Source organism: Mediterraneibacter agrestimuris (assembly GCF_943193195.1).
Taxonomy (GTDB): Bacteria; Bacillota; Clostridia; order Lachnospirales; family Lachnospiraceae; genus Schaedlerella; species Schaedlerella agrestimuris.
Map to the genome: position 1 here is coordinate 76,711 of NZ_CALPDG010000005.1, position 23,614 is coordinate 100,324.

General features: G+C 43.0%; 20 protein-coding genes. 2 read left to right on the top strand and 18 right to left on the bottom strand.

Features of this window, described 5'->3' with window-relative positions; genetic code table 11:
- Nucleotide 1: 1 nt before the first annotated feature.
- The 8 genes from NFS18_RS04505 to NFS18_RS04540 form a co-directional block, all read right to left on the bottom strand.
- Nucleotides 2-2,425 (bottom strand): glycoside hydrolase family 3 C-terminal domain-containing protein, encoded by a 2,424-nt coding sequence (locus NFS18_RS04505; RefSeq protein WP_251388378.1) that lies wholly within the window; start codon nt 2,423-2,425, stop codon nt 2-4.
- Nucleotides 2,422-5,304, bottom strand: a complete 2,883-nt coding sequence (locus tag NFS18_RS04510; protein WP_251388380.1) for a glycoside hydrolase family 3 N-terminal domain-containing protein — start codon at nt 5,302-5,304, stop codon at nt 2,422-2,424. Before NFS18_RS04510 ends, NFS18_RS04505 begins: the two co-directional genes overlap by 4 nt.
- A 257-nt stretch (nt 5,305-5,561) precedes the next feature.
- Nucleotides 5,562-6,893 carry a sensor histidine kinase gene (locus NFS18_RS04515; RefSeq protein WP_251388382.1) on the bottom strand — a complete coding sequence of 444 codons (1,332 nt, stop codon included), beginning with the start codon at nt 6,891-6,893 and terminating at the stop codon, nt 5,562-5,564.
- Complete coding sequence (locus tag NFS18_RS04520; protein WP_251388384.1) at nt 6,893-7,600, bottom strand: LytR/AlgR family response regulator transcription factor; 708 nt, start codon at nt 7,598-7,600, stop codon at nt 6,893-6,895. The genes NFS18_RS04515 and NFS18_RS04520 overlap by 1 nt, the downstream gene beginning before the upstream one ends.
- A gap of 72 nt (nt 7,601-7,672) precedes the next feature.
- Entirely contained in the window at nt 7,673-7,909 is a 237-nt protein-coding gene (locus NFS18_RS04525) for a polya polymerase (RefSeq protein WP_251388387.1), read from the bottom strand.
- A 211-nt stretch (nt 7,910-8,120) separates the two neighbouring features.
- Nucleotides 8,121-8,951 carry a CvfB family protein gene (locus NFS18_RS04530; RefSeq protein ID WP_251388388.1) on the bottom strand — a complete coding sequence of 277 codons (831 nt, stop codon included), beginning with the start codon at nt 8,949-8,951 and terminating at the stop codon, nt 8,121-8,123.
- A 135-nt stretch (nt 8,952-9,086) separates the two neighbouring features.
- The gene (locus tag NFS18_RS04535) at nt 9,087-9,848 is read right to left on the bottom strand and encodes an SseB family protein (RefSeq protein WP_251388390.1); all 762 of its coding nucleotides are present in this window, start codon (nt 9,846-9,848) and stop codon (nt 9,087-9,089) included.
- A 50-nt stretch (nt 9,849-9,898) separates the two neighbouring features.
- Complete coding sequence (locus tag NFS18_RS04540) at nt 9,899-11,275, bottom strand: NAD(P)/FAD-dependent oxidoreductase (RefSeq protein ID WP_251388469.1); 1,377 nt, start codon at nt 11,273-11,275, stop codon at nt 9,899-9,901.
- 427 nt (nt 11,276-11,702) lie between these two features.
- Here NFS18_RS04540 and NFS18_RS04545 point away from each other — a divergent pair, with 427 nt between their 5' ends.
- Nucleotides 11,703-13,409, top strand: a complete 1,707-nt coding sequence (locus NFS18_RS04545) for a hypothetical protein (RefSeq protein ID WP_251388392.1) — start codon at nt 11,703-11,705, stop codon at nt 13,407-13,409.
- 59 nt (nt 13,410-13,468) lie between these two features.
- On the opposite strand, the gene NFS18_RS04550 is transcribed toward NFS18_RS04545, so the two are convergent.
- The 8 genes from NFS18_RS04550 to NFS18_RS04585 all read right to left on the bottom strand — a co-directional run bounded on the left by NFS18_RS04550 (nt 13,469) and on the right by NFS18_RS04585 (nt 21,136).
- Nucleotides 13,469-14,050: a hypothetical protein gene (locus tag NFS18_RS04550; protein ID WP_251388394.1), complete on the bottom strand. Its 582-nt coding sequence runs from the start codon at nt 14,048-14,050 to the stop codon at nt 13,469-13,471.
- A 425-nt stretch (nt 14,051-14,475) separates the two neighbouring features.
- Nucleotides 14,476-15,177 (bottom strand): acyl-[acyl-carrier-protein] thioesterase, encoded by a 702-nt coding sequence (locus tag NFS18_RS04555; protein ID WP_251388471.1) that lies wholly within the window; start codon nt 15,175-15,177, stop codon nt 14,476-14,478.
- Nucleotides 15,178-15,276: 99 nt separating this feature from the next.
- On the bottom strand, nt 15,277-16,467 hold the full coding sequence (locus tag NFS18_RS04560; protein ID WP_251388473.1) for a cation diffusion facilitator family transporter: 1,191 nt from the start codon (nt 16,465-16,467) through the stop codon (nt 15,277-15,279).
- Nucleotides 16,468-16,583: 116 nt separating this feature from the next.
- Nucleotides 16,584-17,255, bottom strand: a complete 672-nt coding sequence (gene spoIIR, locus NFS18_RS04565) for a stage II sporulation protein R (RefSeq protein WP_251388397.1) — start codon at nt 17,253-17,255, stop codon at nt 16,584-16,586.
- A gap of 284 nt (nt 17,256-17,539) precedes the next feature.
- Complete coding sequence (locus tag NFS18_RS04570) at nt 17,540-18,217, bottom strand: GntR family transcriptional regulator (protein WP_251388399.1); 678 nt, start codon at nt 18,215-18,217, stop codon at nt 17,540-17,542.
- On the bottom strand, nt 18,208-19,095 hold the full coding sequence (gene ispE / locus NFS18_RS04575) for a 4-(cytidine 5'-diphospho)-2-C-methyl-D-erythritol kinase (protein ID WP_251388400.1): 888 nt from the start codon (nt 19,093-19,095) through the stop codon (nt 18,208-18,210). The genes NFS18_RS04570 and ispE overlap by 10 nt, the downstream gene beginning before the upstream one ends.
- Nucleotides 19,096-19,145: 50 nt before the next feature.
- On the bottom strand, nt 19,146-20,705 hold the full coding sequence (locus NFS18_RS04580) for a DUF3794 and LysM peptidoglycan-binding domain-containing protein (RefSeq protein ID WP_251388403.1): 1,560 nt from the start codon (nt 20,703-20,705) through the stop codon (nt 19,146-19,148).
- 23 nt (nt 20,706-20,728) lie between these two features.
- The gene (locus NFS18_RS04585) at nt 20,729-21,136 is read right to left on the bottom strand and encodes a protease complex subunit PrcB family protein (protein WP_251388404.1); all 408 of its coding nucleotides are present in this window, start codon (nt 21,134-21,136) and stop codon (nt 20,729-20,731) included.
- A 227-nt stretch (nt 21,137-21,363) separates the two neighbouring features.
- Between NFS18_RS04585 and NFS18_RS19440 the strand changes: the two genes are divergently transcribed.
- Nucleotides 21,364-21,675 carry a helix-turn-helix transcriptional regulator gene (locus NFS18_RS19440; RefSeq protein ID WP_331477508.1) on the top strand — a complete coding sequence of 104 codons (312 nt, stop codon included), beginning with the start codon at nt 21,364-21,366 and terminating at the stop codon, nt 21,673-21,675.
- Nucleotides 21,676-21,784: 109 nt separating this feature from the next.
- On the opposite strand, the gene NFS18_RS04595 is transcribed toward NFS18_RS19440, so the two are convergent.
- On the bottom strand, nt 21,785-22,729 hold the full coding sequence (locus tag NFS18_RS04595; protein ID WP_331477509.1) for a DMT family transporter: 945 nt from the start codon (nt 22,727-22,729) through the stop codon (nt 21,785-21,787).
- Nucleotides 22,730-22,869: 140 nt separating this feature from the next.
- Nucleotides 22,870-23,604: a lysophospholipid acyltransferase family protein gene (locus NFS18_RS04600; RefSeq protein WP_251388406.1), complete on the bottom strand. Its 735-nt coding sequence runs from the start codon at nt 23,602-23,604 to the stop codon at nt 22,870-22,872.
- Nucleotides 23,605-23,614 lie beyond the last annotated feature (10 nt).

A 23,614-nucleotide genomic window follows, 5' to 3' on the forward strand; every position in this document is an offset into this window, starting at 1 on the left:
TTTATTTCCCTGTCAACTTCGCCTCGTAGACTTTGTTCGCCTTACGATTGGCAAAAAATCCGCCGATTATTTGTTTCATTCCTTTGAAAAAATGACCGTTCACGACCGTTACCATTCCTTGCACCATGTCCATACTGACCATACCGCCTGTCATTTTAGCAATTCCCCGAAACGGCATATTGTAGATAAACAGAATATTCAGATCCGGTTTTCCCTTTTCTTCGCTTTTCTTCTTCATAGAAGTAAGACGGTTATAAATGAATCTGGCAAGTCCGCTCTTTGCATAATACATCTGACAGATTGCATCGTTAACTCCCAAATCTCCGCTCCATTTACCGGATGGAATCGGATGTCCAAGCAATTCCCCAAATTCATCATCCGATATCTGCTGTACAATTCCAGTATAATAGTATGGCAGTTTTGCCGGATTATACGGATATTCAATTGTTGATCCGGCAATCCCAATTTCGCCTTCCAGACGTATATCCATTACACTGGCTCCCAGCATTATATGATAAGTCCCCATCTCGGTTTCCCAATGATGGGTTTTTACATTCCAGTAACGGAAAGTCTTGTCATCAAAGTTCAGTCTTACTTCCCTGCGTTCCCCTGCCTTTAAGAATACTTTTGCAAATCCTTTTAATTCTTTTTCAGGCCGGAAGACTATGGCATTTGGCAGCCCCACATACATCTGCACAACTTCTGCGCCGTCCCGCTCTCCGGTATTAGCCAGAGTAAATGTAACTCCGTCTCTGTCCACTTTTAAATCCGAATATTCAAAGGTTGTGTAAGACAAACCGAATCCAAATGGATACCGTACTCTCACCTTACTTGTATCATAATACCGGTAACCGATGTAGATACTCTCTCGGTATTCTGCATTCCTCTGCGCCCCCGGAAAATTACGGAAAGCAGGTGTGTCCTCGTATTTCAGCGGATAGGTCTCACTCAGCCGCCCTGATGGATTGACCTTTCCTATTAAAATATTCAACATTGCGCTTGCTCCTGCCTGACCGCTCAAGTAACCATGCAAAATCGCCTTACAGCAATCATTCCACGGCATTTCTATCGATGCGCCTGCACTTAAAAGTCCCACCACATTCGGATTAATCTGGACAATTGCCTGAAGCAGTTCAATCTGATTCTGGGGAATCCGCATATGAGAACGGTCCATACCTTCAGACTCACTCAGTTCATCCAATCCAAAACAATAAATAATAATATCTGCGGCAGCCGCCAGATCCAGTGCTTCTTTCTTCAGGACTTCATCAGACTCTCCGTTTCTCTTATATCCGCGGTTGATTCCCACCACCTGCAAATCATAATTTCCAATAACTTTTTCTATAGTTTCCAAATATGTAGGATTCACTATAGAGGACCCTGCCCCCTGATATCTCGGCTCTACTGCGAAATCTCCGATAACAGCAACCCGGCTTCCCGGTGCAAGCGGAAGGATTGCGTCTGTGTTTTTCAGAAGTACGGCGCTTTCCTCTGTTGCTTTCCGTGCCAGATCATGGTGTCCGGTCTCTGAAAAGGAGTGTACCCTGTCCTCTGCATTTTTGCTCAATTCAAGAACTGCGTCCAGCAAATCATCTACGCAGACATCCAGTTCTTCCATCGTCAGCTGTTTCTCATCAACAGCTTTTAGAATTTCCCTTGCAGAGTCCAGCCCCGGCGCAGGCATTTCCAGATTGGAGCCTGCCGCCACACCTGCCGCATGGTCATTGGAACCGCCCCAGTCTGTAATGACAATTCCATCAAATCCCCATTCTTTTCTCAGGATTTCCTGCAGCAGTTGTTTATTTTCATTTGCATAAATACCATTAATTTCATTGTAACTGGTCATAATGGATTTTGCTTTGCCTTCTTTGACGGCAATCTCAAATCCCGTCAGGTAAATTTCCCGCAGCGTTCTCTCGTCCAATACCGAGTTCATTGCCATACGCCGCAGTTCCTGACTGTTCACCGCAAAATGCTTTGGACATGCATACACTCCCTGGCTTTGGATTCCCTTCACATAGGATGCTGCCATTTTACCTGCCAGATATGGATCTTCGGAAAAATATTCAAAGTTTCTTCCGCACAGCGGACTTCTCTTCATGTTCAGTCCGGGTCCTAAAAGTACATTCACTTCCTGGGCAGACGCCTCCACTCCAAGAGCGGTACCAATTTCCTCTCCCAGTACTTCATCCCAGCTATTCGCAATTGTTGCTGCCGTAGGGAAACAGGTTGCCGGAAGAGATGCGTTCAACCCCAAATGATCCCCTGCTCCTGCCTGCTTCCGAACTCCATGAGGACCGTCAGAGCAGAAAATAGACGGAAGGCCCAGACGAGAGTAGTCTCTCGTCTGCCACACATTTTTTCCGCTTAAAAATGCCGCCTTTTCTTCCAATGTCATTTTATCTATGATATCTTGATGTTTCATACTTCTGCACTTCTTTTCTTATATTTCTTAATTGCCGCTGCTTCAAGCGCGATCAGTCCTGCTGCCAGAACCACATCAATTACAATTGCTACAACCTGCCATCCAAGCAAACCTGTCTGAAGATTTTCTGCATCATACGCCCGGCTGTTTACAACAGTATACATGATATTCTTGCACGCCTGACGCATTGCCTTAACACTTGTTGCGCTCTCTGTATCTGTCAGATGATTTGTTTCCGTATCATAAGCTACCAACATACAGTCATTTCCGTTGCGGATCATACGGTCAGCATCCTGATATCCATATACACCATAATAGTCTGTCAGAACGAATCCTCTAAATCCCCACTCGTCACGGAGAATATTGTTCAGTACTTCCGGGCAGGCACCTGCCGGAATTGTTCCGTAGAAATTAAATGCTGACATCACTGCCTTTGCACCGCCCTCTTTTACGCACATCTCAAACGGCTTCAAATAAATTTCACGGGCAGACTGCTCGCTGAACCATGTACAAAGCTGGTTATTTCTATTTGTCTCTTGATCGTTCAATGCAAAGTGTTTAATATACGCATATACACCCTCCTTCTCTGCTCCGGCAACTGCTGTAGATGCAATCTTGCCGGAAAGGAACGGATCCTCAGAATAGTACTCAAAGTTACGCCCTGCAAATGCGCTTCTGTGGATATTCATAGCTGGTGCATACCAACCAGATACCCCCATCTCATCAGCCATTTTCCCAATACTCTGTCCAAAAGCATCGGCTATGTCTACATTCCATGTATTCGCAATCATAACTCCTGCCGGAAATCCGATAGAACCTGTTCCGGTAAAGTTATTATTAATGGATGCAGGTCCATCACAGTCGATTGTCTGTACTTTTTCAATGCTTGCAACTGCAGATGTCTGGTATCCGCCAAGTGCAATCATCGTATCCATTTCGCTTACTGTAAGCTGATCAAGAAGTGTCTCCCACTGCGGATCATCATAATCAGCGCCCCGCAGGTCTACAAGTTTTAGACCGTTCTTTGCTCCTGTTGTCGGCATCTCATCCGTATCGTAATTATAATTTTCCGGATTGTAATTGCTGTTGTTCATAAAGGTTGCCTTTTCTTCATCAGACATTGTGCAGCTTGCCGGAGCTGCTATTGCTTCCTCGTAATTTGCAAATCCATCTGCGCGAGACAAATATATCACGTCTCCATGCGCAAAATCAAGTTGATTCGTAGCTGACGTGTCGTCAGTAGAACGTGCATTACTTTCATCATAAGTAATCTTATCCTCTACTGTATAAACTTTCTCATCTACAACTGTATGTGAATCTGTGCGGAGCGAAATCTTATAGTCTCCCTCCTCCAGTACATATGCCTTTGCACTGATATCATCATAGGATGCCATATCCTCAATTGTAAATGTAACTGTCACAGTCTCACTTGCACCAGGTTCCAGTATTTCTGTCTTTTCAAATCCGACAAGATTTACAGAAGCCTTTTCAATTCCGCCATTTGTATATGGAGGATTATAATATATTTCTATTACGTCTTTTCCAGCAGTATCTCCTGTATTTGTCACTGTTACATCAACAGAAATTTCTCCATCACTCTCCTTGACCTCACCCATTTCCTGCTTAAATGTAGTGTAGGAAAGTCCAAATCCAAATGGATACTGTACCATTTCATCATAGTTAATCAGTCCCTCTTCTGCTGCTGTCTCATAGAAACGGTATCCCACATAGATACCATCTGTATAATTTACAAAACTGGGAACCAAACCATCGACCTCGAACTCATCCATATTATCATAAGCGAAAAATCCGAAATTGTTATATGTAGGAGTTTTCGTTAAATCTCTTACAAATGTATCACTTGTTTTAGCAGACGGATTAACCTCACCTTTCAAAACGGCTCCAAGTGAATTGAATCCGGACTGACCAGTTCCCGGGCACCAGAGTACGCTGCTGATCTGATCATATTCCTCAACAAAGCCAAGTTCCATTGCATTTGCCGCATTTACTACAATAATGATATCCTCATAATCTGCTGCAACACGTTCCAACATTGCCATCTCTCTGTTTGTCAGCTCAAGGAAATGTTTGGATGCGTCCAAATCATCCTTCTGGCTGCTGTAACACAATCCATAGGCGCCAAAAGCATCCCCATCCTGAAAAGTATCTTCTGTCTCTGGATCAAGACTTGTCGGTAAATCCGCTCCTTCTCCGCCCGAACGAGAGATTACAACAACTGCTGTATCAGAATATTCTTTTGCAGACTCAAAAATTCCCGCCTCATCATATTCTTCGATTGTCGGCTCCGGAATTGTCCAGTCCTGCCCCCACATTCCGACTGTCGGACGTGTCTCACGAAAGCTTTTGTAAAAGTCAACCAGCGTCTGATTCACTTCAAATCCTGCATTTTCCAACCCTTCCAGCAGTGAAACTGTCGGATATGCGTCAGAAAGACCGCCAGAACCAGTACCGCCATATACCGGGTTTGTAGAACCCCAGCCAAACACGTTAAGTTTAGTGCCGTCTTCCAAAGGCAGATTGCCGTCTTCATTTTTCAAAAGTACGATTCCTTCATTTGCAATCTGCTCACATAGCTCTGTTGCCGCATCAGACGTCCCTTCCTGAATCTCCCCTTTCCCTGTTGCCAGTGAAATCATGCTGGACATCGGTCCCCAGCAAATCATATTCACAATAACAACCAATGCCAGAAGAAACGCAGTCCAGCTCTGTGCACGTACAAATTTCTTCTTTGGTTTCGGCAGTTTCATAACTGCAATAGTAATGATTACCGCAAGCGCCAAAATCACACCAAGTGCGATTAAATACGGCTTGCATGAGTTCAAGACGTTGATCACGTCTTCAATGTTAATTGCTAACATCTCTTCTTCCTCCCTTTACTTTCATTCATGACGATAATCGGTATACCTGACTGTACCCGTTTCATGTAAGTGCATTTTATCAAATCATATTGATTCATGCCAAAATCTGCACGGATTGTACATTTCTTGCATAATCTGTATCCTATATTGTATGATTTATACAAAATAAAACGCTCGCATTTGTATAAATCATACAAACGCGAACGTTCTTATATCTGCCTGTAATCACATACCGCTGTCAGCTTTTCAATGAATCATCAGCATCTCTGCATGTTCATCGGAATCAATACCTTCACTACAAACCAGTTATCTTCCAAATTGACATCCACTTCTCCGCCATATTTACGAGCTGTATACCGCAGACTTTTCAAGCCATAACCATGAAACTGCGTATCCCCTTTCGTTGTAGCCGGAAATGCATATTCAAAATCAAACTTCTCTTCACAATAATTCTCAATCCGGATAATCAGGAAATTTTTCTGCGCATATGCAGTTACATGAATCAGACGCTTTTCCTTTTCCTCCTGCTTCTCTTCATACTCAATTGCATTATCCAGTGCATTTCCAAATATAGAACAGATATCTATCGTATCCATACAAGAAAATAAAGTTCCATCCGCCACACAGGTCATGGAAATATTATTTTTCATACATTGGAGCATTTTTGCATTCAAAAGTGTATCCAGTACTTCATTCCCCGTCCTGTTCTGAACCTCAAAATTCTGGATCTCTTCTTCCATCTTATCCAGATAGGACTCCCTTTCACTAGTGCTTTCCTGTGCCCTCAGGGCAATAATATGATGCTTCAAATCGTGATATTTGTAATGAATCAAATCCATTGCTTCCTGTGACTGCTGATATTGGACATACTGATTGTGCAGAATTGTCTGCACAATCTCCAATTCACGCCTCACCCGCAGATCAACCACCTGTACGTGATAAGCATATAGAATCGCAACTCCTCCCAGGTCAACCAATGTACGAACATTAAATATATCCGTCGCGCCATCTCCGCTAAACGGTGTTGTTACAGCTACAAATCCAAGATTACTCATCAAAAAAACCGCCAGTCCAATGATCACACATGAAAGTAATTCTTTATTTGTCACCAGGAGCGGTTCTCCTGAATTATTACATTTCCGATAGCAAATACATATTGTCACGTATACAGTTCCATAAATTAAAATCAACAACCCTACACGAAACCAAACATTGCTCCATCTCATTGCAAACCGAAAAAAACAATCCAGCTGCCACTCCAATGACGCAGCAAATTCTGCCGTCACAAATGCGGTCACACAATAATATGCCGCCCCCTTACAGTCTATATCACCGCATAGAATAATAAACCCATACATCAAACCGACAGCCGCAGCCATACAAAGTATCCACCAGATTCCTTCCTGTCCCTTTGTAACCTGCATAAATGTAACTTGCAGAATAAGCGAAGCAACAGCGATTCCTGTCATTTTCCATCCTGTGTATCTTTTTTTCATACTCAATATACAACACAGACATGCCATCCATTCCGCCAATGCAGTATAAAATCTGGGAATGTCCGGAAGTACATAGTTCACAACTGTTTCCATTATTTCAAATCTCCCCAGTACTTTGTCAGATCCTGCATAAATGCGTTCATTTTAGGACGACTAATCTGCAGTTTCTCACCCTTTACAATAGCACACTTATCCTGTATCCCGTCCACATGTGCCAGATTAATCAAATAGCACTGGTTTCCTCTGGAAAACCCATATTCCCCCAGTACTTCTTCTGCCTGTTTCATCGTGCCGGAAGTCATATGTGTAGTATTTCCGGTATGGTACACGAGATTATGCCCCGCGCTTTCTACATAATAAATATCCTCCACACTGACTCTAATGATTCCGCCCCTCACGGTTAGGGTGATATATGCACTGCTTCGCTTCTTAATACGAGATACCGCCCGTTTCAGCTTCTGGCTGAAAGCAAAATAGGATACCGGTTTTAACACATAGTCCAGCGCATCCACCTCATATCCGCGAATTGCATACTGGGTCATATTAGTAATAAAGATAATGACGACCTCTGAATCCATTTGCCGTATTTCCTCTGCCGCAGTCATCCCGTCCACAAATTTCATTTGAATATCCATCAGTATAATATCAAACTGTGCCTTGTAATCAGAAGTTATAGCATCTCCATCTCTGTAAACCGTAATTTCGAATACATCCTGTTCACTTTTCTGATATTCATCCAGATATCCTGTTAACTGCTTTACATAATACTCTTCATCTTCTACAATCGCGATCCTTATCATCACGTACTCCTATCCAAACCTATGGAAAGTATAAAAGCAGTTCCTTTCGGAACTGCTCTCATTATTTGTTTCTTACTCTCCAGTCATCATGAACTGAATCAGTTTCTCTGTATCTTCCGGTTCATATGCAATAATCTCTAGCTCCGGAATCTCTCCGTTGGAGAAAATATTTGCCATAGATACATACTGTGACAGCTTGGACTTCAGGTTCAGTCTGTCTCCTTCTCCTGTTACCAGCTCTACCTTGCCCTTGCAAGCATCTACTGTCTTAAAAAATGCTTCTATATCTTTGATATTCTGTACTTTCATGAGTATAACTCCTTTCCAACTCCAATTGTCTTACAATATTTTCCAAGTTACAGTTACATTATAACGTATTTAGGAAGGATTGCAAGAAAAATATTCTTAATTCTTTGTTTATGGCGAGAGGCTGGATATATCGCTGTCATCACTTCATTGACCGGACACCTTGCAGCGCAGTGCAAGGCACCGTGTAAACAGTAACACAGCGCCTGTCATCTTATGATTTCCTCCGCAATACAACTCCGTCTTCCAGAATTTCAACCTTACCTTCCTTTAACAGTCTTCCGACCGCACGCTTGAAAGCCGCCTTACTCATGCCGAACTCCTGTTTTATCCGCTCCGGGTCTGCCTTATCTGTAAACGGAAGCCTGCCATTATAGCCCTGAATATGCTTCAAAACCAGTTCTGCATCTTTATCCATCTGTGCCGGAATCTTATCACGCACACTCAAATCCAGCTTTCCATCTTCTTTTACAGCAGTCACACGGGCTTCAATTACATCTCCCACTTTCATTCTGCCGTTTACGTCTTTTTTCGGGATCCGTGCAGAATATTGATTATCCACTGCTACAAATACGCCGAATTTATCACTTGTATCATAAATGATTCCGCTTATTTTATCATCCTTTTTATAGGGAGAATCTGTACGCAGTAAATGATAAACTTTCATCGTTGCACAGAGGCGCTCACTCTTATCAATATAAAGAGTCACCAGACACTGCTCCCCCTTCTGCACCTTGGCTGTCTGCTGTTTAAACGGAAGAAATAAATCTTTCTCCAGTCCCCAGTCCAAAAATGCCCCCATACGGTTTGCATCAATCACATCCAATACTGCCAGTTTTCCAATCGACAGCTTAGGCTCATTAGTTGTCGCAATCAAACGGTCATCAGAATCCTTGTACAGAAATACTTCCACCGGGTCTCCCAGTTCGATTCCTGCCGGAACCTGACGTTTCGGCAAAAGCACACGCTCTTCACTGCTTCCGAGATATACTCCGAATTCTACCTTTTTGACTACTGTCAATACCTGCTTTTCTCCTAATTTCATCCTGTTTTATTCTCCTGTTCTTCCGTCCATTATTTTTTAATTTTGAACCTTCACGCTTTCTTACTGACTTTGCAGCAAGTACAAAGTCCTATACCCTTCACGCCTTCTTACTGACTTTGCAGCAAGTGCAAAGTCCTACTCTTTACGCGGCAGCTGTAATACTAAGTTTACCCCAAACGGGTTTACTGTAATGCCAAATACCCCTTTTGCAGCCAGTTCTGCTATCTTAGAGGCTTCTACCACAGCAGTTTTTAATTTCTCAGTCTTATTCATACTTTGAAACTTCATAAATTCCTGCATATCTGTAAAAATCGGCTGTAAAATCTTGCCATCTTTTTGCCTTAAAATCGGAACCTCATTTTGCGCCGTCACACCAATGATATATTTCCCCCGCATATAATGAGCCATCATTTCTTCGTTAAGTTCCTGCAGTTCTTCCGTCATCTTCATTTCGCCTTGTGCACGAAGCTTTTGCATAAAGTAAAGCGCTGTCAGATGAAGCTCCTGATTCTCAATGATCGGTCTGCCCTGTTTCTCTGCTTCTTTTTCATTGCGGACGATCAATTCAGTCATCTGTACTGACATCTCGTCGCCCGCTCCCTTATTCACTACAATGCAGTTGATTCCCATCGGATACAGGCTGGTATAAAAAGGAAGAAGAAACTTATTCATAAATTTGGTAACATGAACCTTGTCCCCCTCCTGTATTCTTCTCTCAGCCTCTCTCTTCGCATCCGCTTCCTGGAAATATACAAACACCTCATCATCAAATGTCTCGTCATCACATTCTACAAACGGCATCCTTGTAAAATCCGACATCAACGTATAGAGTACTTCTGTATTACGAAGCTTCATCAGCATTTGTTTCTTTTCTTCTGTAATCTTCTCTGCTGCCATTCTTCTGTCCTTTCCATTACTTTTCATAGCAAAAGCTTTAAACAGTAACCCTATTTTACAACGGTCTCTAATATATGTCTTGCCACATACACACCGCTGGCGGATGCATGAGACAGGGAATGTGTCACACCGCTTCCGTCCCCGATGACATACAGTCCTTTGTAGCGAGTCTCCAGATTTTCATCAATATCCACTTCCATATTATAAAATTTTACTTCTACACCATATAACAATGTATCGTCATTTGCTGTACCCGGCGCGATCTTATCCAATGCGTAAATCATCTCAATGATTCCATCCATAATACGCTTTGGCAGTACCAGACTCAAATCTCCAGGTGTAGCCGCCAGTGTCGGGTGAACCAGACCTTCCTCGATACGTTTCTCATTACTTCGTCTTCCGCGGATCAAATCTCCGAACCGCTGTACAATGACGCCGCCGCCCAACATATTTGACAGTTGCGCAATGCTTTCACCATATCCGTTACTATCCTTGAATGGCTCGGAGAAATGCTTGGACACGAGCAATGCAAAGTTTGTATTCTCCGTTTGCTTGTCCGCATCTTCATAGCTGTGTCCGTTAACTGTTACAATTCCGTTTGTATTTTCATTTACTACAATTCCATAGGGATTCATGCAGAACGTACGCACATTGTCCTCAAACTTCTCTGTGCGGTACACAATCTTGCTCTCGTACAGTTCGTCTGTCAGATGAGAGAAAATCTCTGCCGGAATCTCCACACGCACCCCAAGATCCACACGATTGGACAGTGTTGAAATTTCCAGTTCTTTACATACTGTCTGCATCCACTTGCTGCCGCTTCGTCCCACAGAGATCACGCAGCGCTCACAGTCTACGGATTCATTTCCATAGAAAATACGGTATCCGCCGTCAATGACTTCCAATCTATCCACGCCACAGTTAAAGTAGAAGTCCACCTTATCCTTCAGCTTTGCATAAATATTTTCCAGAACTACATAGTTGATGTCCGTTCCCAAATGACGTACAGACGCATCCAGTAGATTTAACTGATTCTGCATACACAGCTTTTTGAACTTCGTGCCTGCGGTGGAATACATCTTCGTTCCCTCTCCACCATGCTTCATATTAATATCATCCACATACTTCATCAGGTCAATTGCCTTTTGCCGTCCGATGTGCTCATACAGAGTACCGCCGAATGCATTCGTAATGTTATATTTTCCGTCAGAAAATGCGCCGGCTCCTCCGAACCCGCTCATGATCGCACATGTCTTACAGCTAATACAACTCTTTACCTTGTCCCCGTCAATCGGACAGCGGCGCTTCTCCAATGGATTTCCCGCCTCATACACGGCAATCTTCAGATTCTCATTCTTCTTCACTAACTCATATGCAGAAAAAATCCCGCCCGGTCCGGCTCCAATAATTACTACATCATACTTCATATCCTTTACGCTCCTGTTATTCTTATTTTTCTTATAGCTGTTCTGTACCTTCACGGTTACATTTTCTGTACCTTTCGTACACATCTTTTTGTCACCCCGAAAAAAACCCGTAATCTTATGTAGTTATAAGAATACGAGTTCTCATGTTGTCACTTCTTTTTCCTTATTGTATTATATCCATTTTTCACTGATACTGTCAAGGGATTCTGTATCAGTTCATCCTTCTGCCAAACTATTACATAAATCCATTGTCAACATAACAATTGAAAACTCTTATCCATAATAAAACATTAATTTTCTGATAAATTAAGATTTCGCCATTTACTTTTCTGATTATTTAGAGTAGAATTAGAATACAACAATACACCTTTTTATAATCACACTGACAGCAAAGGGAGGGCTGTCACAGAAGGGAGTGAATTTTATAATGTTAACAAAGTATATTCACAATAAAGACCGAAGGTTACTTATTATCACGCTCTCTATATTATTGGGATTATCCCTGTGCATAGGATTTGCACCGCTCAATGTGTATGCTGAAAACAGTGTTGCGTCAGACAACGGACAGTCAGAAAGCTCACCGCTGATCACATTAGTATACAGAGGAGAAAAAACGGATCTCAGTCAGGCATATTTAAAAAGAACGGATACAGAAGAAGATATCATATATCCTTTGACAGCAGTAGATAACGGAGCGGCTATACCAGCAGGCACATATTCGATTTATATTCCAGACACTGAAACCGGGGCTGATATTATGATCCAGGGTGCAGAATTTGAAGTCAAAGAAAATATTCCACCACTTGCCGCAGAATACTTCTGTATTCGTTTTACTGAAATCGATGGTACAACCTTACTTTCAAAACAATTTGTTTCGGCAGGCGGCAGCTTTTCAGTTCCGCAGCTTCCAGCGTATGACGGATATGACTGGATTGGCTGGGCAAATGCCCCCGGCGGTGAGGTTGTGAATCTTCCTTTAGAAGTTCATGCGGACTATACATTTTACGGCATATGGGAAGCAGCTTCCGCACCGATAGACGATCCTAAGCCCACTGGCGATTCCGAACCGGAAGAAAACCCAATTCCGGCGCCGGATCCAATATCGCATCTACATACATACGAATGGAAGTTCGACGACGCAGTGCACTGGCAGGAATGTACTTCCACTGAAGGCATCTGTGATGCAAAAACAATTGAACTGGCTGAACATCTCTTTGACAAAGGTACGATCACAAAAGAAGCTACCAAATCCGAAGAAGGTGAACAGGTTTTCAAATGTAGCATCTGTGAATATACTAAGACTGAAACAATTGCCATGCTTCCTCACGAACATATCTATACATGGAAATCCAACAATAAGGAGCACTGGCAGGAGTGTACTTCCGCCGAAGGTATCTGCGATATGAAGGAAATTGCATGGGCAGCGCACATTTTTGACAACGGTATTGTTACAAAGGAAGCAACAGAAGATACTGAAGGCGAAAAGGTTCTCAAATGTGAAACATGCGGATACACCAAAAAAGAGATTATTCCAAAACTCCCACATATACACAAATATGGAAATGAGTGGAAATCCGATGAAACCAGTCATTGGCATGAGTGTCTTTGCGGAGGAAGAAATGAAACCGCACCACATACAGCGAGTGACTGGATTACAGATACGAAGCCGACTGTTTCCGCAGAAGGCAGCCGTCATAAGGAATGTACAGCTTGTAAAAATATTCTCCAGACCGAGACTATTCCAAAGTTAACACCGCCTAAGATAACCGCAGGTGTCGGGCAGATTTTCCAGCACGGAAGTTCAAATGGCATTACTGTCACCTGTTCTGGAAGCCTTGAAAACTTAACAGGGGTCTATGTAAACAATGAACTTGTTCACCCAAGTAACTATACTGTCACTTCCGGAAGTACCATACTTACTTTACACCCGGCTTATCTGGAAAGCCTTGCGGGCGGAACCCACACTATTAAACTGGCTTATAGTGACGGAACCTCTGCCGAGACACAGTTTACCATTCAAAAAACCACCGCTGTAAAAACTGGTGATGCAGAAAATTATATTCCTCTTATTATCCTTTTGATCTTATCGGGATGTGTATTGATAATCACCCTAACAGCCGAACGATTTTATTAAATATACGAAAATCGAAAGCTCCGACCGGAACCAACGTTCCAACCGGAGCTTTTTACTTCTTATAATCCCAGTTTCTTCTTCAATTCTTCACGTATCTCATAGGCGCTGAATTTCATCGGAATCTCATAAGTCTCATCTGGGCTGTGCTGTGGATCCCATACCTGTGCATAGAACGGATTCTTTCTGGCAATCTTCGGATAAGCCCAACTGTCCTTCATACACTCCGGACACCAGTGCCCGCCCTGTAGAACTGCATTAACAGACAATTCAAATTCATGTCCGAATGCACATTTCCACTTCACTGGAGTGTATATATCTGCCGGATCGCCTCCGAGATATTCACCGCCTCTGAATGCAGCCGCTTTCTGCAAATCCTCCGCCGTGAGATTTTCCAGTCCCTTACTCTCGTCATATCCATGATCAAGGAAGCTTTCTTCCTCACTTGGACGGTGCATCTCGAACTTCGTTCCGATCAACTTGTGTTTTTCTTCCAGAGAACCGTAGAACGCCTGAATCCAATCTGTCTCATTGTTATCTTCTGCCCATTTCGGTCCCATCTCTTTAGATGCCAGCGCTACGTTATTTGCCTTCATCTGCTCAATAGTCGGCAGCATTGCTGCAACCATTGGATTCTTGAACATTCGCTCCATCCCGCTCTGTACCTTTGTCCAGTATTCTTTACCCGGAATACAGCGGAAATGCAGATAATCCTCTAAAACATCCTGAAAAAGAGACTTCACACATTTTTAGAAAATGAAGAAAATGTAGACGTCTGGAAACGTTACTATACACTCTACATCTACCCTGAAGTGCAGATTTACGACAGTGATATCTGCCCGATCATGCTGGAAATGAGTCCGCTTTTTACTGCTTACTGCAATAATATCCATACTTCCTGCAAACTTGTATACGACTGGCTGCAGCAGGATCTCGATGGAATTCTCCTGCGCGACAGATTATCTGCCGCACTGCAGGATAATATTGATTTAATACACAGTCAGTATGGCGAACTAGAACTGCTGGCAAACTTTCGCCAGCTGATATTGGGAGAAAGCTGGCAAGGCTCTTATTTTACTTCCACTACCGCATATTCTTTGCCGGCTCCGTCACAGAGCAAAACTACCGTGCGCTCCGGCTCTTCCGCTACTTTCGGGTAAATGATATCGCCCTGTACCGCCGACTTTTTATAATCCACGCGGAGCTGACGCGCCCTTTTGTCCTTCGGAAGCATTTCTACCGCCATCTGCACATACTGACAGTTATTCACATGTTCATTCGTATCAATATGATATTTCCGGACAGGGAAAGATTCTCTGTCCTCCAACCTTTCCGGTACCGCAATTTTTCTTCCTTCATATGGCATATCCAGCGGTTCTTCCATTCCATATAGTTTTATATCCTCTGCCCCCGGACGGGTCGGACGCCCTTTTTCTGCATCCATAAATACCCATAAAGAATTGGCACAGGCAATCTGCTGTCCATTTTCATCCTTCATCACAAAGTTACGGTCGCCGAATAGTCCTTTAAATCCTGTTGCAAATGTACCTACTGTAATCTTCTCTCCCAATTTGGGATAACGTTCCACGATCACATGCCAGTATGCTAAAACCCACGCCCTTTTTCGTTCTTTTAGTACTTCTGCTCCCAGCCCGATATCCTCCGACTGAAAAGTACTGCAATCCTGAAAATAATTAATGATCCCCGGCAGTGTAATAGTCCCGTGATGATCAATTTCACTGTACCGGATTCTGCTGTTAAATGTATACATCTCTGTTCCTCTTTTCCTTTCGTAAGTCTTCTCACAATCCACCTTATGACCTGCTGTATCCACTTATTTTTTCATAAATGAGTCCGTAAATACCAGTTCCTACTCAATATTGCTGCAATTTGCCACAAAGTTATGCTCTACCGTCACGACAAACTCATACCGCTTATCGTATGTTTTCACCTTTTCGCAGAGCCTGTGCTCCACATCCTTCTGCTTTTCCTTGTCATATTCACGTGGAACAACTAGATCGAAAATCAGATTAATCTGATGTGTGCCGTCTACCACCCGGAAATCATGAATCGTACATGCCGTATCAATTTCCTTAATTGCTTCGTTTACCTGTTCACGGATACGCAGTACATTTTCATCACTCACCTCAATAGGATCCATATGTACCACAAGAAAAATCCCCAGGTTTTCCATTGCCTCTCTCTCAATTCGGTCAATCACCTCATGAGATTCTTCAATATCTGTTGTATTCGGTACTTCTGCATGGATAGACGCCATACTGCGGTTTGGTCCATAATTATGCACAATCAGATCATGGGAACCGACAATTCCGTCATACCTCTCTACAAACTGTTTAATTTTACGGTAAACTTCTGGATCTACAGCTTCACCGAGCAGCGGTTCCAGCGTATCTTTCGCAATGCCGACACCCGCCCACATGACAACCAGCGCTACGCCGATCCCCGTGATACCATCAATATTGATTCCCGTAAAGCGAAAAAAAATCAATGAGAAAATCGTTGCTGCTGTTGTCAGTACATCTCCCATAGAATCTGTAAAAACCGCCATCATCACTTTAGAGTCAATTCGCTCTCCCAGCTTCCGGTTAAATAACCCAAGCCACAGCTTCACTCCTATCGAGAGAATCAAAATCACTACTGAAACAATCTGGAATCTCAATACCTCCGGCGACTGAATCTTACCTATAGAATCCTTCAGAAATGTAAATCCCACTTCCAGCACAAGAAAGGACACAATCAGAGCCGCAATATATTCCATCCGCCCGTGTCCGAAGGGATGCTCCTCATCCGCAGGTTTTTCCGCCAGCTTCACCCCCACAAAGCTAATAATAGACGAACCCGCATCTGACAGGTTGTTAAACGCATCCGCCGTAACGGACACACTATGTATAACCAGACCCACTGCAAATTTCACAAGAAACAAAAACACATTACAAAAGATGCCCACAATGCTTGCCAAAACTCCATAGGCAGTCCGCACGGACACCTTTTCCGTATGCTCATAATCCTTTACAAAATGTCTCACTAAAAATTCTGTCATTTCCCCGCCTGCCTGTTCTCTTTCGTTCATTCTATGAATATCATCTCATCTTTATTATCGTATTTACCAGATTCCCGGCATTCTCATTTCTGCCATATGCAAACCGCAAAGGCAGGTTACTTGCCTGTCATCTTTGAATATAGTTCGGGCAAATACCATTTTATCTCATATTTTGTATCTGCCGTCACCTGTGCATACTCATCCTCTGTCAGCACATTCTTCAATTCCTCTTTCCCCTCCTCCGGTACGACCGCATTCACTGCATCCAGAAAGCAGAGATTCGGGTAAAGTACACACCACCAGTTCTGCCCTTTTGCTGCGCCGATCTCCACACGGAGCGCCGTATAATTTCCCTTTGGAAATGTCACATCCCCATAACTCTTCTGGGGAAAATAGCAGGTCGTTACCGCAGCATTCACCGGATATGTATATCCGTTTATCTCGATCACATCCCTGCTCACCTGCTCCAGTTCATCTGTGTGCCGTCTCACCCAGTCTTTTGTACCGTCCACATCAAGATCCTCGGGAAGTTTTGTTTCCAGATATCCGATAACCGCTTCCTTCACCTGCATTTTCAATGCCTGATCCGCCTCGCTGTCACTATTCGCCAGCACATGAAAACGCAGTACCTCCTGCGCCAAATGCTCCTGCGTTTTCTCCTGCGCCATAACACTTGTCTTCCATGAAATCATCCCCGTAACCAACGCTGCGATCACCAGAGAAAGAACTATAATGATTCCCTTTGCTCTCTTTTCCCGGTCTGTTCTTTTATAATATGTATATTCCATTCAAATACCCTCCATATCTTTGATACAGAGAGTATATCCCAGTTTAAAAATCCTATACAATTTATCGCAAACCTATATACTACATGTCACACCAGCACGTATGTATCACTCAAGACCCTCAAAAAGCATCGGCACCTGACGAGGTATTTTCGAGTCTGGTACCGCTATGCTCTTTTGCGGAACGAAAGTGTGTCTTGAAGATATATATTTCATATTGGAGACTTTCCTTTGGCTCATTTGAGAAAATATAAAAACTTTTCTGAGATATGGGAACAGTAATGCGATTATCCCTCATTCCTTCGCAGCGTATCACTCACCACTTCCACCTGATTTCCTATATGTGTACTTGTAATCTCCGTTGCCCGTTCGCTGTCCCCATTCTCGATTGCCTGAATCAGATCTCGATGCTCTGCCAAAAGCTTCTCATGGCACTCTTTCTTCTTCAGGTATTCCACACGGTAACGGTACATCTGCTCCCGGAAGTTATTCAGCAGGGAAATCAAACGCTCATTATCCGTTGCAAGATAAACTACATCATGAAACGCCACATCTGCTTCTGCCACGATTGTAATATCCTCATCCCCAAGTGCTTTTTCAAACTCAGCAGCAGCCTGTTTCAACTGCCGTATGCCTTCTGCTGTCATACGCATACATGCAAGCTGTACTGCCAGCTCTTCCAATGCCCTTCGTACCTCCAGCACATCTCTGAGACTCTTTTCTGTAATCTGCGCCACCTCTGCACCGCGGCGCGGAATCATCAGAACCAGCCCCTCCAGTTCCAGTTTACGGATCGCCTCACGGATCGGAGTTCTGCTGACTCCCAGTTTGTTGGCAAGCTGTATCTCCATCAGCCGTTCTCCCGGCTTTAACTCGCCTCGCAGAATTGCCTGACGCAATGTATTAAACACAACATCCCTTAAAGGAAGATACTCGTCCATTTTTACGGTAAAATTTAAGTCCATCTTTCGTCCCTCCTGGCATTATGAATATTTGTCACATAAACCTGCTTTGCAAGCCCCAGTTCCCGAATTCTGCTCTGCGCATATCTTGCTGCCATTTTATTTTCAAATAATCCAAATACAGTTGGTCCGCTTCCGCTCATCATTGCATTCAGCGCGCCACATTCCATCATCGCCTGTTTAATCTCTTCAATTATCGGATGCATTGGAATTGTCACATCCTCCAAAACATTTCCCATGCATGATGCGACATCCTTAAGACTGCCCCTCTCCAATGCACTGATCAATCCATCGATATCAGGATGTATCGTAATCTCCGAAGAATCCAAAGCTTCATAAACTACCTTCGTAGAAACGCTGATTGACGGTTTTGCTATCAACACGGTACATTTCGGCATGGAAGGCAGCACTTTCAATTCTTCACCGATTCCCTCCGCCAGCACAGTTCCGCGTATCACACAATAGGGTACGTCCGCACCCAGCTTTACGCCCCGCTCCATCAAGTCTTTTTTTGAGAGTTTCAGCCCAAACAAACGGTTCATACCGAATAAAACCGCAGCCGCATTGGAACTTCCGCCCGCCATTCCTGCTGCTACCGGAATGTGCTTGTTCAGCGTAATCTTCACTCCATCCTCAATACCAAACTCGTCCATCAACATCTGAGCCGCCTTGTATGCGATGTTGCCATCCCCTGTCGGAAGGAAATATAGATTAGAAGACAGCTCAATTCCCGGAGCTGTCTTCCGCTCAAGCTTCACGTCATCATATAAATATATCGACTGCATAACCATGCGGACATCATGATATCCATTTTCTCTTCTTCCCAGGACATCCAGCCCCAGATTTATCTTTGCCAGTGCTTTCAATTCGATTTGTCTCATCGATACGTTCCCCTTTGTACCTTGTATACATTATACATTTCTAACACTTCTTACAGTATACTCATATTTTCCTTAAAAATCAACAATTTATCCCCATTTTTTAACGAATCTGAATCTAATTCATTGACCTCACGAATTCCCTCCGCAGTCGTCATATACCGCTTTGCCAAATCCCACAGACAATCGCCTTCTTTAACAATATAGCCAATAATTCCCGGCCGCTTTTCCATCTCTTCCATAGATATCGGTGCAAATTCTACATCTGTAACTACATGTATCACCACAGGCTTTCTCATAAATGTGTCAAATGCCAGAACCGCCTTAACTTCCACTGCCTCGCTGCCTGCCAGACTGACAGATAATTGTTCCACATGGTAGGCAATATTATATCTTGCATCCTCTGTGATGCCCGGACATTCCAACAGCCATGAGAAAGGAACCATTCCCTGCCAGCTTCCGAACGGAGCCCCATCGTCTGCCCGCAGATACAAAAATGAAAGATGTAAAATCCCTTCAATCTGCAGCCCCTCTTCAGTCTGCTCTATGTGATCCATCTGTACTGCGCCCTCACTGTGACAGATCTGTAATACATCGTCTTTAAGTTCTGGAAGCGACAGCCGTTCCGCCACTTTACATTTGGAATGATTCTGAATTAAAAGTTCCTCATACTCTGCCTCCCTGGTATCAAACTTACAGTTTTGTTCCAAAGAATACATATCCTCCAAAACTTCTAGTTCCTCTTCCTGATAAATGTTCATACGCAGATTCAGTGTCCCTTCAATTCCAAGCACACGCATTTCACCATCCTCATCAAGACGGATATCGATCAGAGTATCATCTAGCGTGTTCTGCACATGATAGTACATTCCCGAATCCACACCGCTGCATGCAATCTGCCCCTCATAAGGCACGGTCTGCTCCAGCCAGTCAGTTTTCCCATCTTCAGAACAGTACATACAGAATACAAGCAACTCTCCCTGCAGACGCATTTCATCCTGATCCAGACGGATATCCAGCTTGCGCGGACGGATATCTGTCAGCAATAGCTGACCGATACTCTCCTTTGTTCCAGGCAAAGTGATTTCTTCCTTAATGCGATATGTATCCTTTTTCGTTGTGTGCAGCCCTAGCAGATTCAAATTCCGTTTTTTCTTATATACAGGGATACTGCACTCCACATCTATGGTCGTTTCTTCATCTGCCAACAACTCCCTGCCAAGTTCCATTTCCACCATGGCACGAACACTCACCTTACGGGAATGCACAAGTGTTGCGGTAAATTCCACGCGGATATTCTGTACAAAATAATTCTCATTTTCTCCTCCGTCCATATAGACCATTTCTTCAAATGGAAGCGCTCCTTCTAAAACCGCCGGAGCATTTTCCGCATCATCGGTAATGTATAGAATCTGATAATATAATTTCCCCGATACCCGCAGGTAATTCTCCACAAGCCGGATATCCTCCACCTTTACCGTACCCCGTCCCTGTACGATCTGACGCACATCTGCTTTTGTATCCGGAACATTTACATCCTCGTCCAGATAAAACTGGTCAAGGCTCCGTTTGCCCTCCTGTGTATAATGCACCTGCTTCTGAATCAGTTCCATATGCTCCTCCTGTTCATTTCCACTTAATCAAACACCACTTGTTTATCGATATATTTCAGCTTCACCACTACATAAGGAAATGTGGTGATTTCTTTTGTCTCCTCTCCCTTTTCCGGTCCCAGCAGATTGGTGTGTATGTAAACCGCATTTTCCGTCTCATACATTCCGGTCACCTCTACACTGTATCCGGTTTTTAACTGTGCGCCGTAGCCTTCCGCAATATATAGCTCTCCGCCGTCTGCATAGGTCAGCTTAAACCGCTCGTGTTTATTCGTTTCGATTATCTCCTGAAATTCTTTCGGCACGGAAAGTTTATCCAAAACCGTAAACTCCAAATCCCGCAGTTTTTCTGTCTTCAACGGACGGGAAACACAGCCTGTCAGTGTAAACAACAGCAAAAACACAGCAAGACATCGCAAAATTATTTTCATAGAGAGCCTGAGTGCTTATTTTCTTTATTATCTTATTATAAGAATGTAGGAAATATGCATCTGTTTCTATATAGAAACCTATACCCATCCGGGCGGACTTCGTCCGATAAAATATAGCATCATGTGGATGTAAAGAAATTTTGACTTGTATTTTCCGCTTTTGGAAAAGACTTTTGATAGAAAAATCTTAAGTGATCTGCTAAACTTATAGCCAAAGGAGGTTCACAATGAATATCGGAGATAAGATTAAAAATGCCCGAGAGGAAAATAAACTTACACAGACACAAGTATCAGAAATCTTGATGGTTTCCAGACAAACTATCTCAAATTGGGAAAATGGTAAATCATTGCCTGATATCTTAAGTGTGATCCGGATGGCATGGATTTCCATTTTGGCAGGCGCTGTCATTCTCACACTTGGTAATATTTTTGAAGGTAATCCTGTCATAGAATTTCTAAATGGGGCAATCCCATGGATATTGTTAGGATTGACATTTTTGTTTTGGATTTTGTCACTGGACAAAAAAAATACAAAGTAATTTAAGTCTGACAATGAGACTGTTTCAAAGTCTGCCCCTTTGTATTTACTGTAAAGTCCGTAAGAACGTACGGTGGATTCAGTGACAGTGCAGCCAGAAGGCTGAACTGTTACTTCTTCTCCGGCATCTGTGCTAATACAATTGCCGCAAACATCAAAATACATCCCTTCACTTCTCTGGACGTCAAACTTTCCCCAAGTATTATCCAGCCTGCAAGTACCGCAATACAAGATTCCAGACTCAGGATCAAAGACGCCACAGTCGGATTCATATTCTTCTGTCCTACAATCTGCAGCGTATAGGCTACACCGCAGGACATCACACCTGCATACAGAACCGGCATCCATGCCTGCAAAACGTTGGTCCATACAATCGTTTCCGTGAACAATGCCGGGATTCCTGACACAATTCCACAGACAAAAAACTGAATACAAGACATTTTCACCCCATCCACCAACGGTGAAAAATAATCGATCACCAAAATATGCAAGGAAAACAAAAAAGAACATATCAAAACCAGAAAATCCCCATACCCAATTGAAAATTCTTCTGTAATACACAGCAAATAAAGTCCAACCAGTGCCAATATAACCGCAAGCCAGATTGTAGACCGGCATTTTTTCTTAAAAAATGTAATTCCAATTAACGGAACAATAATAATATAACATGCGGTAATGAATCCAGCTCTTCCTACTGTCGTGTACTGTATACCAATCTGTTGAAAATTTGTTGCAAACGCCAGCAATATACCGCAGCAGATTCCGCCGGTAAGCAGTGTCTTACGTTCCTTCTTCTGCTCTTTGGCTGACAGTTCCTTTTTCTCTTTCGGCGAGATCTTATCCAGCAAAAAAATGCACGGTATCAGCACAATTCCGCCAATCACGCTTCGTATCATATTAAATGTAAACGGACCTACATAGTCCATCCCTACACTCTGAGCTACAAATGCCACACCCCAAATGGCTGCGGTCAGTAATAATAAAAAAGAATTTCTCAATTGTAATTTGTGATTCATCGCTTTGTCATACACTCCCATTCTTTCATCTTTTGTCATTTTTCTCTCAGACATATTATTTTATTTTGATAGATTTTTGCGTAGATGTCAAGTATTATAAAAACACGCTCTGCCGGAAAATATATTTCTACTTTTCCAAAGCAAAACGTGTTTTTATAGTCTTTTAATACTTACTTTTCCTACAGCAATTCCACATTCTTATTAATTGTCGTCTGAATAATATTCTGCACGTAATCTCCAATGTGTTTCTTTGTCTCTTTATCCAGATCATTCGGGTAAATCGGCTTTCCATACTCAATAATGACCCTGGTCTTCTTCACCTTGGGGAAATGGTTCTCAAAAATCTCGGCCGTATTATTCATAGAGATTGGAATAATCGCACAATTGGTCTTAGTTGCGATTTTGAATGCTCCGTCTTTAAACGGCAGCATGCTCAGTTCTTCACCCTTATTTCTTGTACCCTCCGGGAAAATACAAATGGAAATTCCCTGCTTCACATACTCAATCGCCTGCAGAATCGTCTTCAACCCTTCCTTGATATTCTCACGGTCAAGGAACAAACAGTATAAATATTTCATCCATGTAGACAGAAGCGGAATATTTTCCATCTCTTTCTTCGCTATATACCCGGTCAGTCTCGGACACCGGGAATAGGTCAGCAGAATATCAAAGAAACTGCGGTGATTGGCAATGTACAATACTGCCTCATCGGGAATGTTCTCCTGTCCGATGACAACCGTTTCTACTCCTGTTACCTTCAAAATACTCTTAAATCCCCACTGCACGATCCGAAGGGATGAATTGTCCCTTGTCTTACGGTTGAACTTTCCGATCACCCATTCCATAAAAAATACAGGGATTGATAAAATCAAAAACGTTACAAGAAATATCACAATAACCAAAAAGCGAATCATAATAAATGCC

What these genes read in the sequence shown, in the direction of transcription:
- NFS18_RS04600 (WP_251388406.1), bottom strand. Translation starts at nt 23,604, where the DNA reads ATGATTCGCTTTTTGGTTATTGTGATATTTCTTGTAACGTTTTTGATT.
- NFS18_RS04535 (WP_251388390.1), bottom strand. Translation starts at nt 9,848, where the DNA reads ATGGCAGCAGAGAAGATTACAGAAGAAAAGAAACAAATGCTGATGAAG.
- NFS18_RS04505 (WP_251388378.1), bottom strand. Translation starts at nt 2,425, where the DNA reads ATGAAACATCAAGATATCATAGATAAAATGACATTGGAAGAAAAGGCG.
- NFS18_RS04510 (WP_251388380.1), bottom strand. Translation starts at nt 5,304, where the DNA reads ATGTTAGCAATTAACATTGAAGACGTGATCAACGTCTTGAACTCATGC.
- NFS18_RS04585 (WP_251388404.1), bottom strand. Translation starts at nt 21,136, where the DNA reads ATGAAAATAATTTTGCGATGTCTTGCTGTGTTTTTGCTGTTGTTTACA.
- NFS18_RS04525 (WP_251388387.1), bottom strand. Translation starts at nt 7,909, where the DNA reads ATGAAAGTACAGAATATCAAAGATATAGAAGCATTTTTTAAGACAGTA.
- NFS18_RS04530 (WP_251388388.1), bottom strand. Translation starts at nt 8,951, where the DNA reads ATGAAATTAGGAGAAAAGCAGGTATTGACAGTAGTCAAAAAGGTAGAA.
- NFS18_RS04595 (WP_331477509.1), bottom strand. Translation starts at nt 22,729, where the DNA reads ATGACAAAAGATGAAAGAATGGGAGTGTATGACAAAGCGATGAATCAC.
- spoIIR (WP_251388397.1), bottom strand. Translation starts at nt 17,255, where the DNA reads ATGGAATATACATATTATAAAAGAACAGACCGGGAAAAGAGAGCAAAG.
- NFS18_RS04520 (WP_251388384.1), bottom strand. Translation starts at nt 7,600, where the DNA reads ATGATAAGGATCGCGATTGTAGAAGATGAAGAGTATTATGTAAAGCAG.
- NFS18_RS04580 (WP_251388403.1), bottom strand. Translation starts at nt 20,705, where the DNA reads ATGGAACTGATTCAGAAGCAGGTGCATTATACACAGGAGGGCAAACGG.
- NFS18_RS19440 (WP_331477508.1), top strand. Translation starts at nt 21,364, where the DNA reads ATGAATATCGGAGATAAGATTAAAAATGCCCGAGAGGAAAATAAACTT.
- ispE (WP_251388400.1), bottom strand. Translation starts at nt 19,095, where the DNA reads ATGAGACAAATCGAATTGAAAGCACTGGCAAAGATAAATCTGGGGCTG.
- NFS18_RS04545 (WP_251388392.1), top strand. Translation starts at nt 11,703, where the DNA reads ATGTTAACAAAGTATATTCACAATAAAGACCGAAGGTTACTTATTATC.
- NFS18_RS04550 (WP_251388394.1), bottom strand. Translation starts at nt 14,050, where the DNA reads ATGTTCAAGAATCCAATGGTTGCAGCAATGCTGCCGACTATTGAGCAG.
- NFS18_RS04560 (WP_251388473.1), bottom strand. Translation starts at nt 16,467, where the DNA reads ATGACAGAATTTTTAGTGAGACATTTTGTAAAGGATTATGAGCATACG.
- NFS18_RS04555 (WP_251388471.1), bottom strand. Translation starts at nt 15,177, where the DNA reads ATGTATACATTTAACAGCAGAATCCGGTACAGTGAAATTGATCATCAC.
- NFS18_RS04515 (WP_251388382.1), bottom strand. Translation starts at nt 6,893, where the DNA reads ATGGAAACAGTTGTGAACTATGTACTTCCGGACATTCCCAGATTTTAT.
- NFS18_RS04540 (WP_251388469.1), bottom strand. Translation starts at nt 11,275, where the DNA reads ATGAAGTATGATGTAGTAATTATTGGAGCCGGACCGGGCGGGATTTTT.
- NFS18_RS04570 (WP_251388399.1), bottom strand. Translation starts at nt 18,217, where the DNA reads ATGGACTTAAATTTTACCGTAAAAATGGACGAGTATCTTCCTTTAAGG.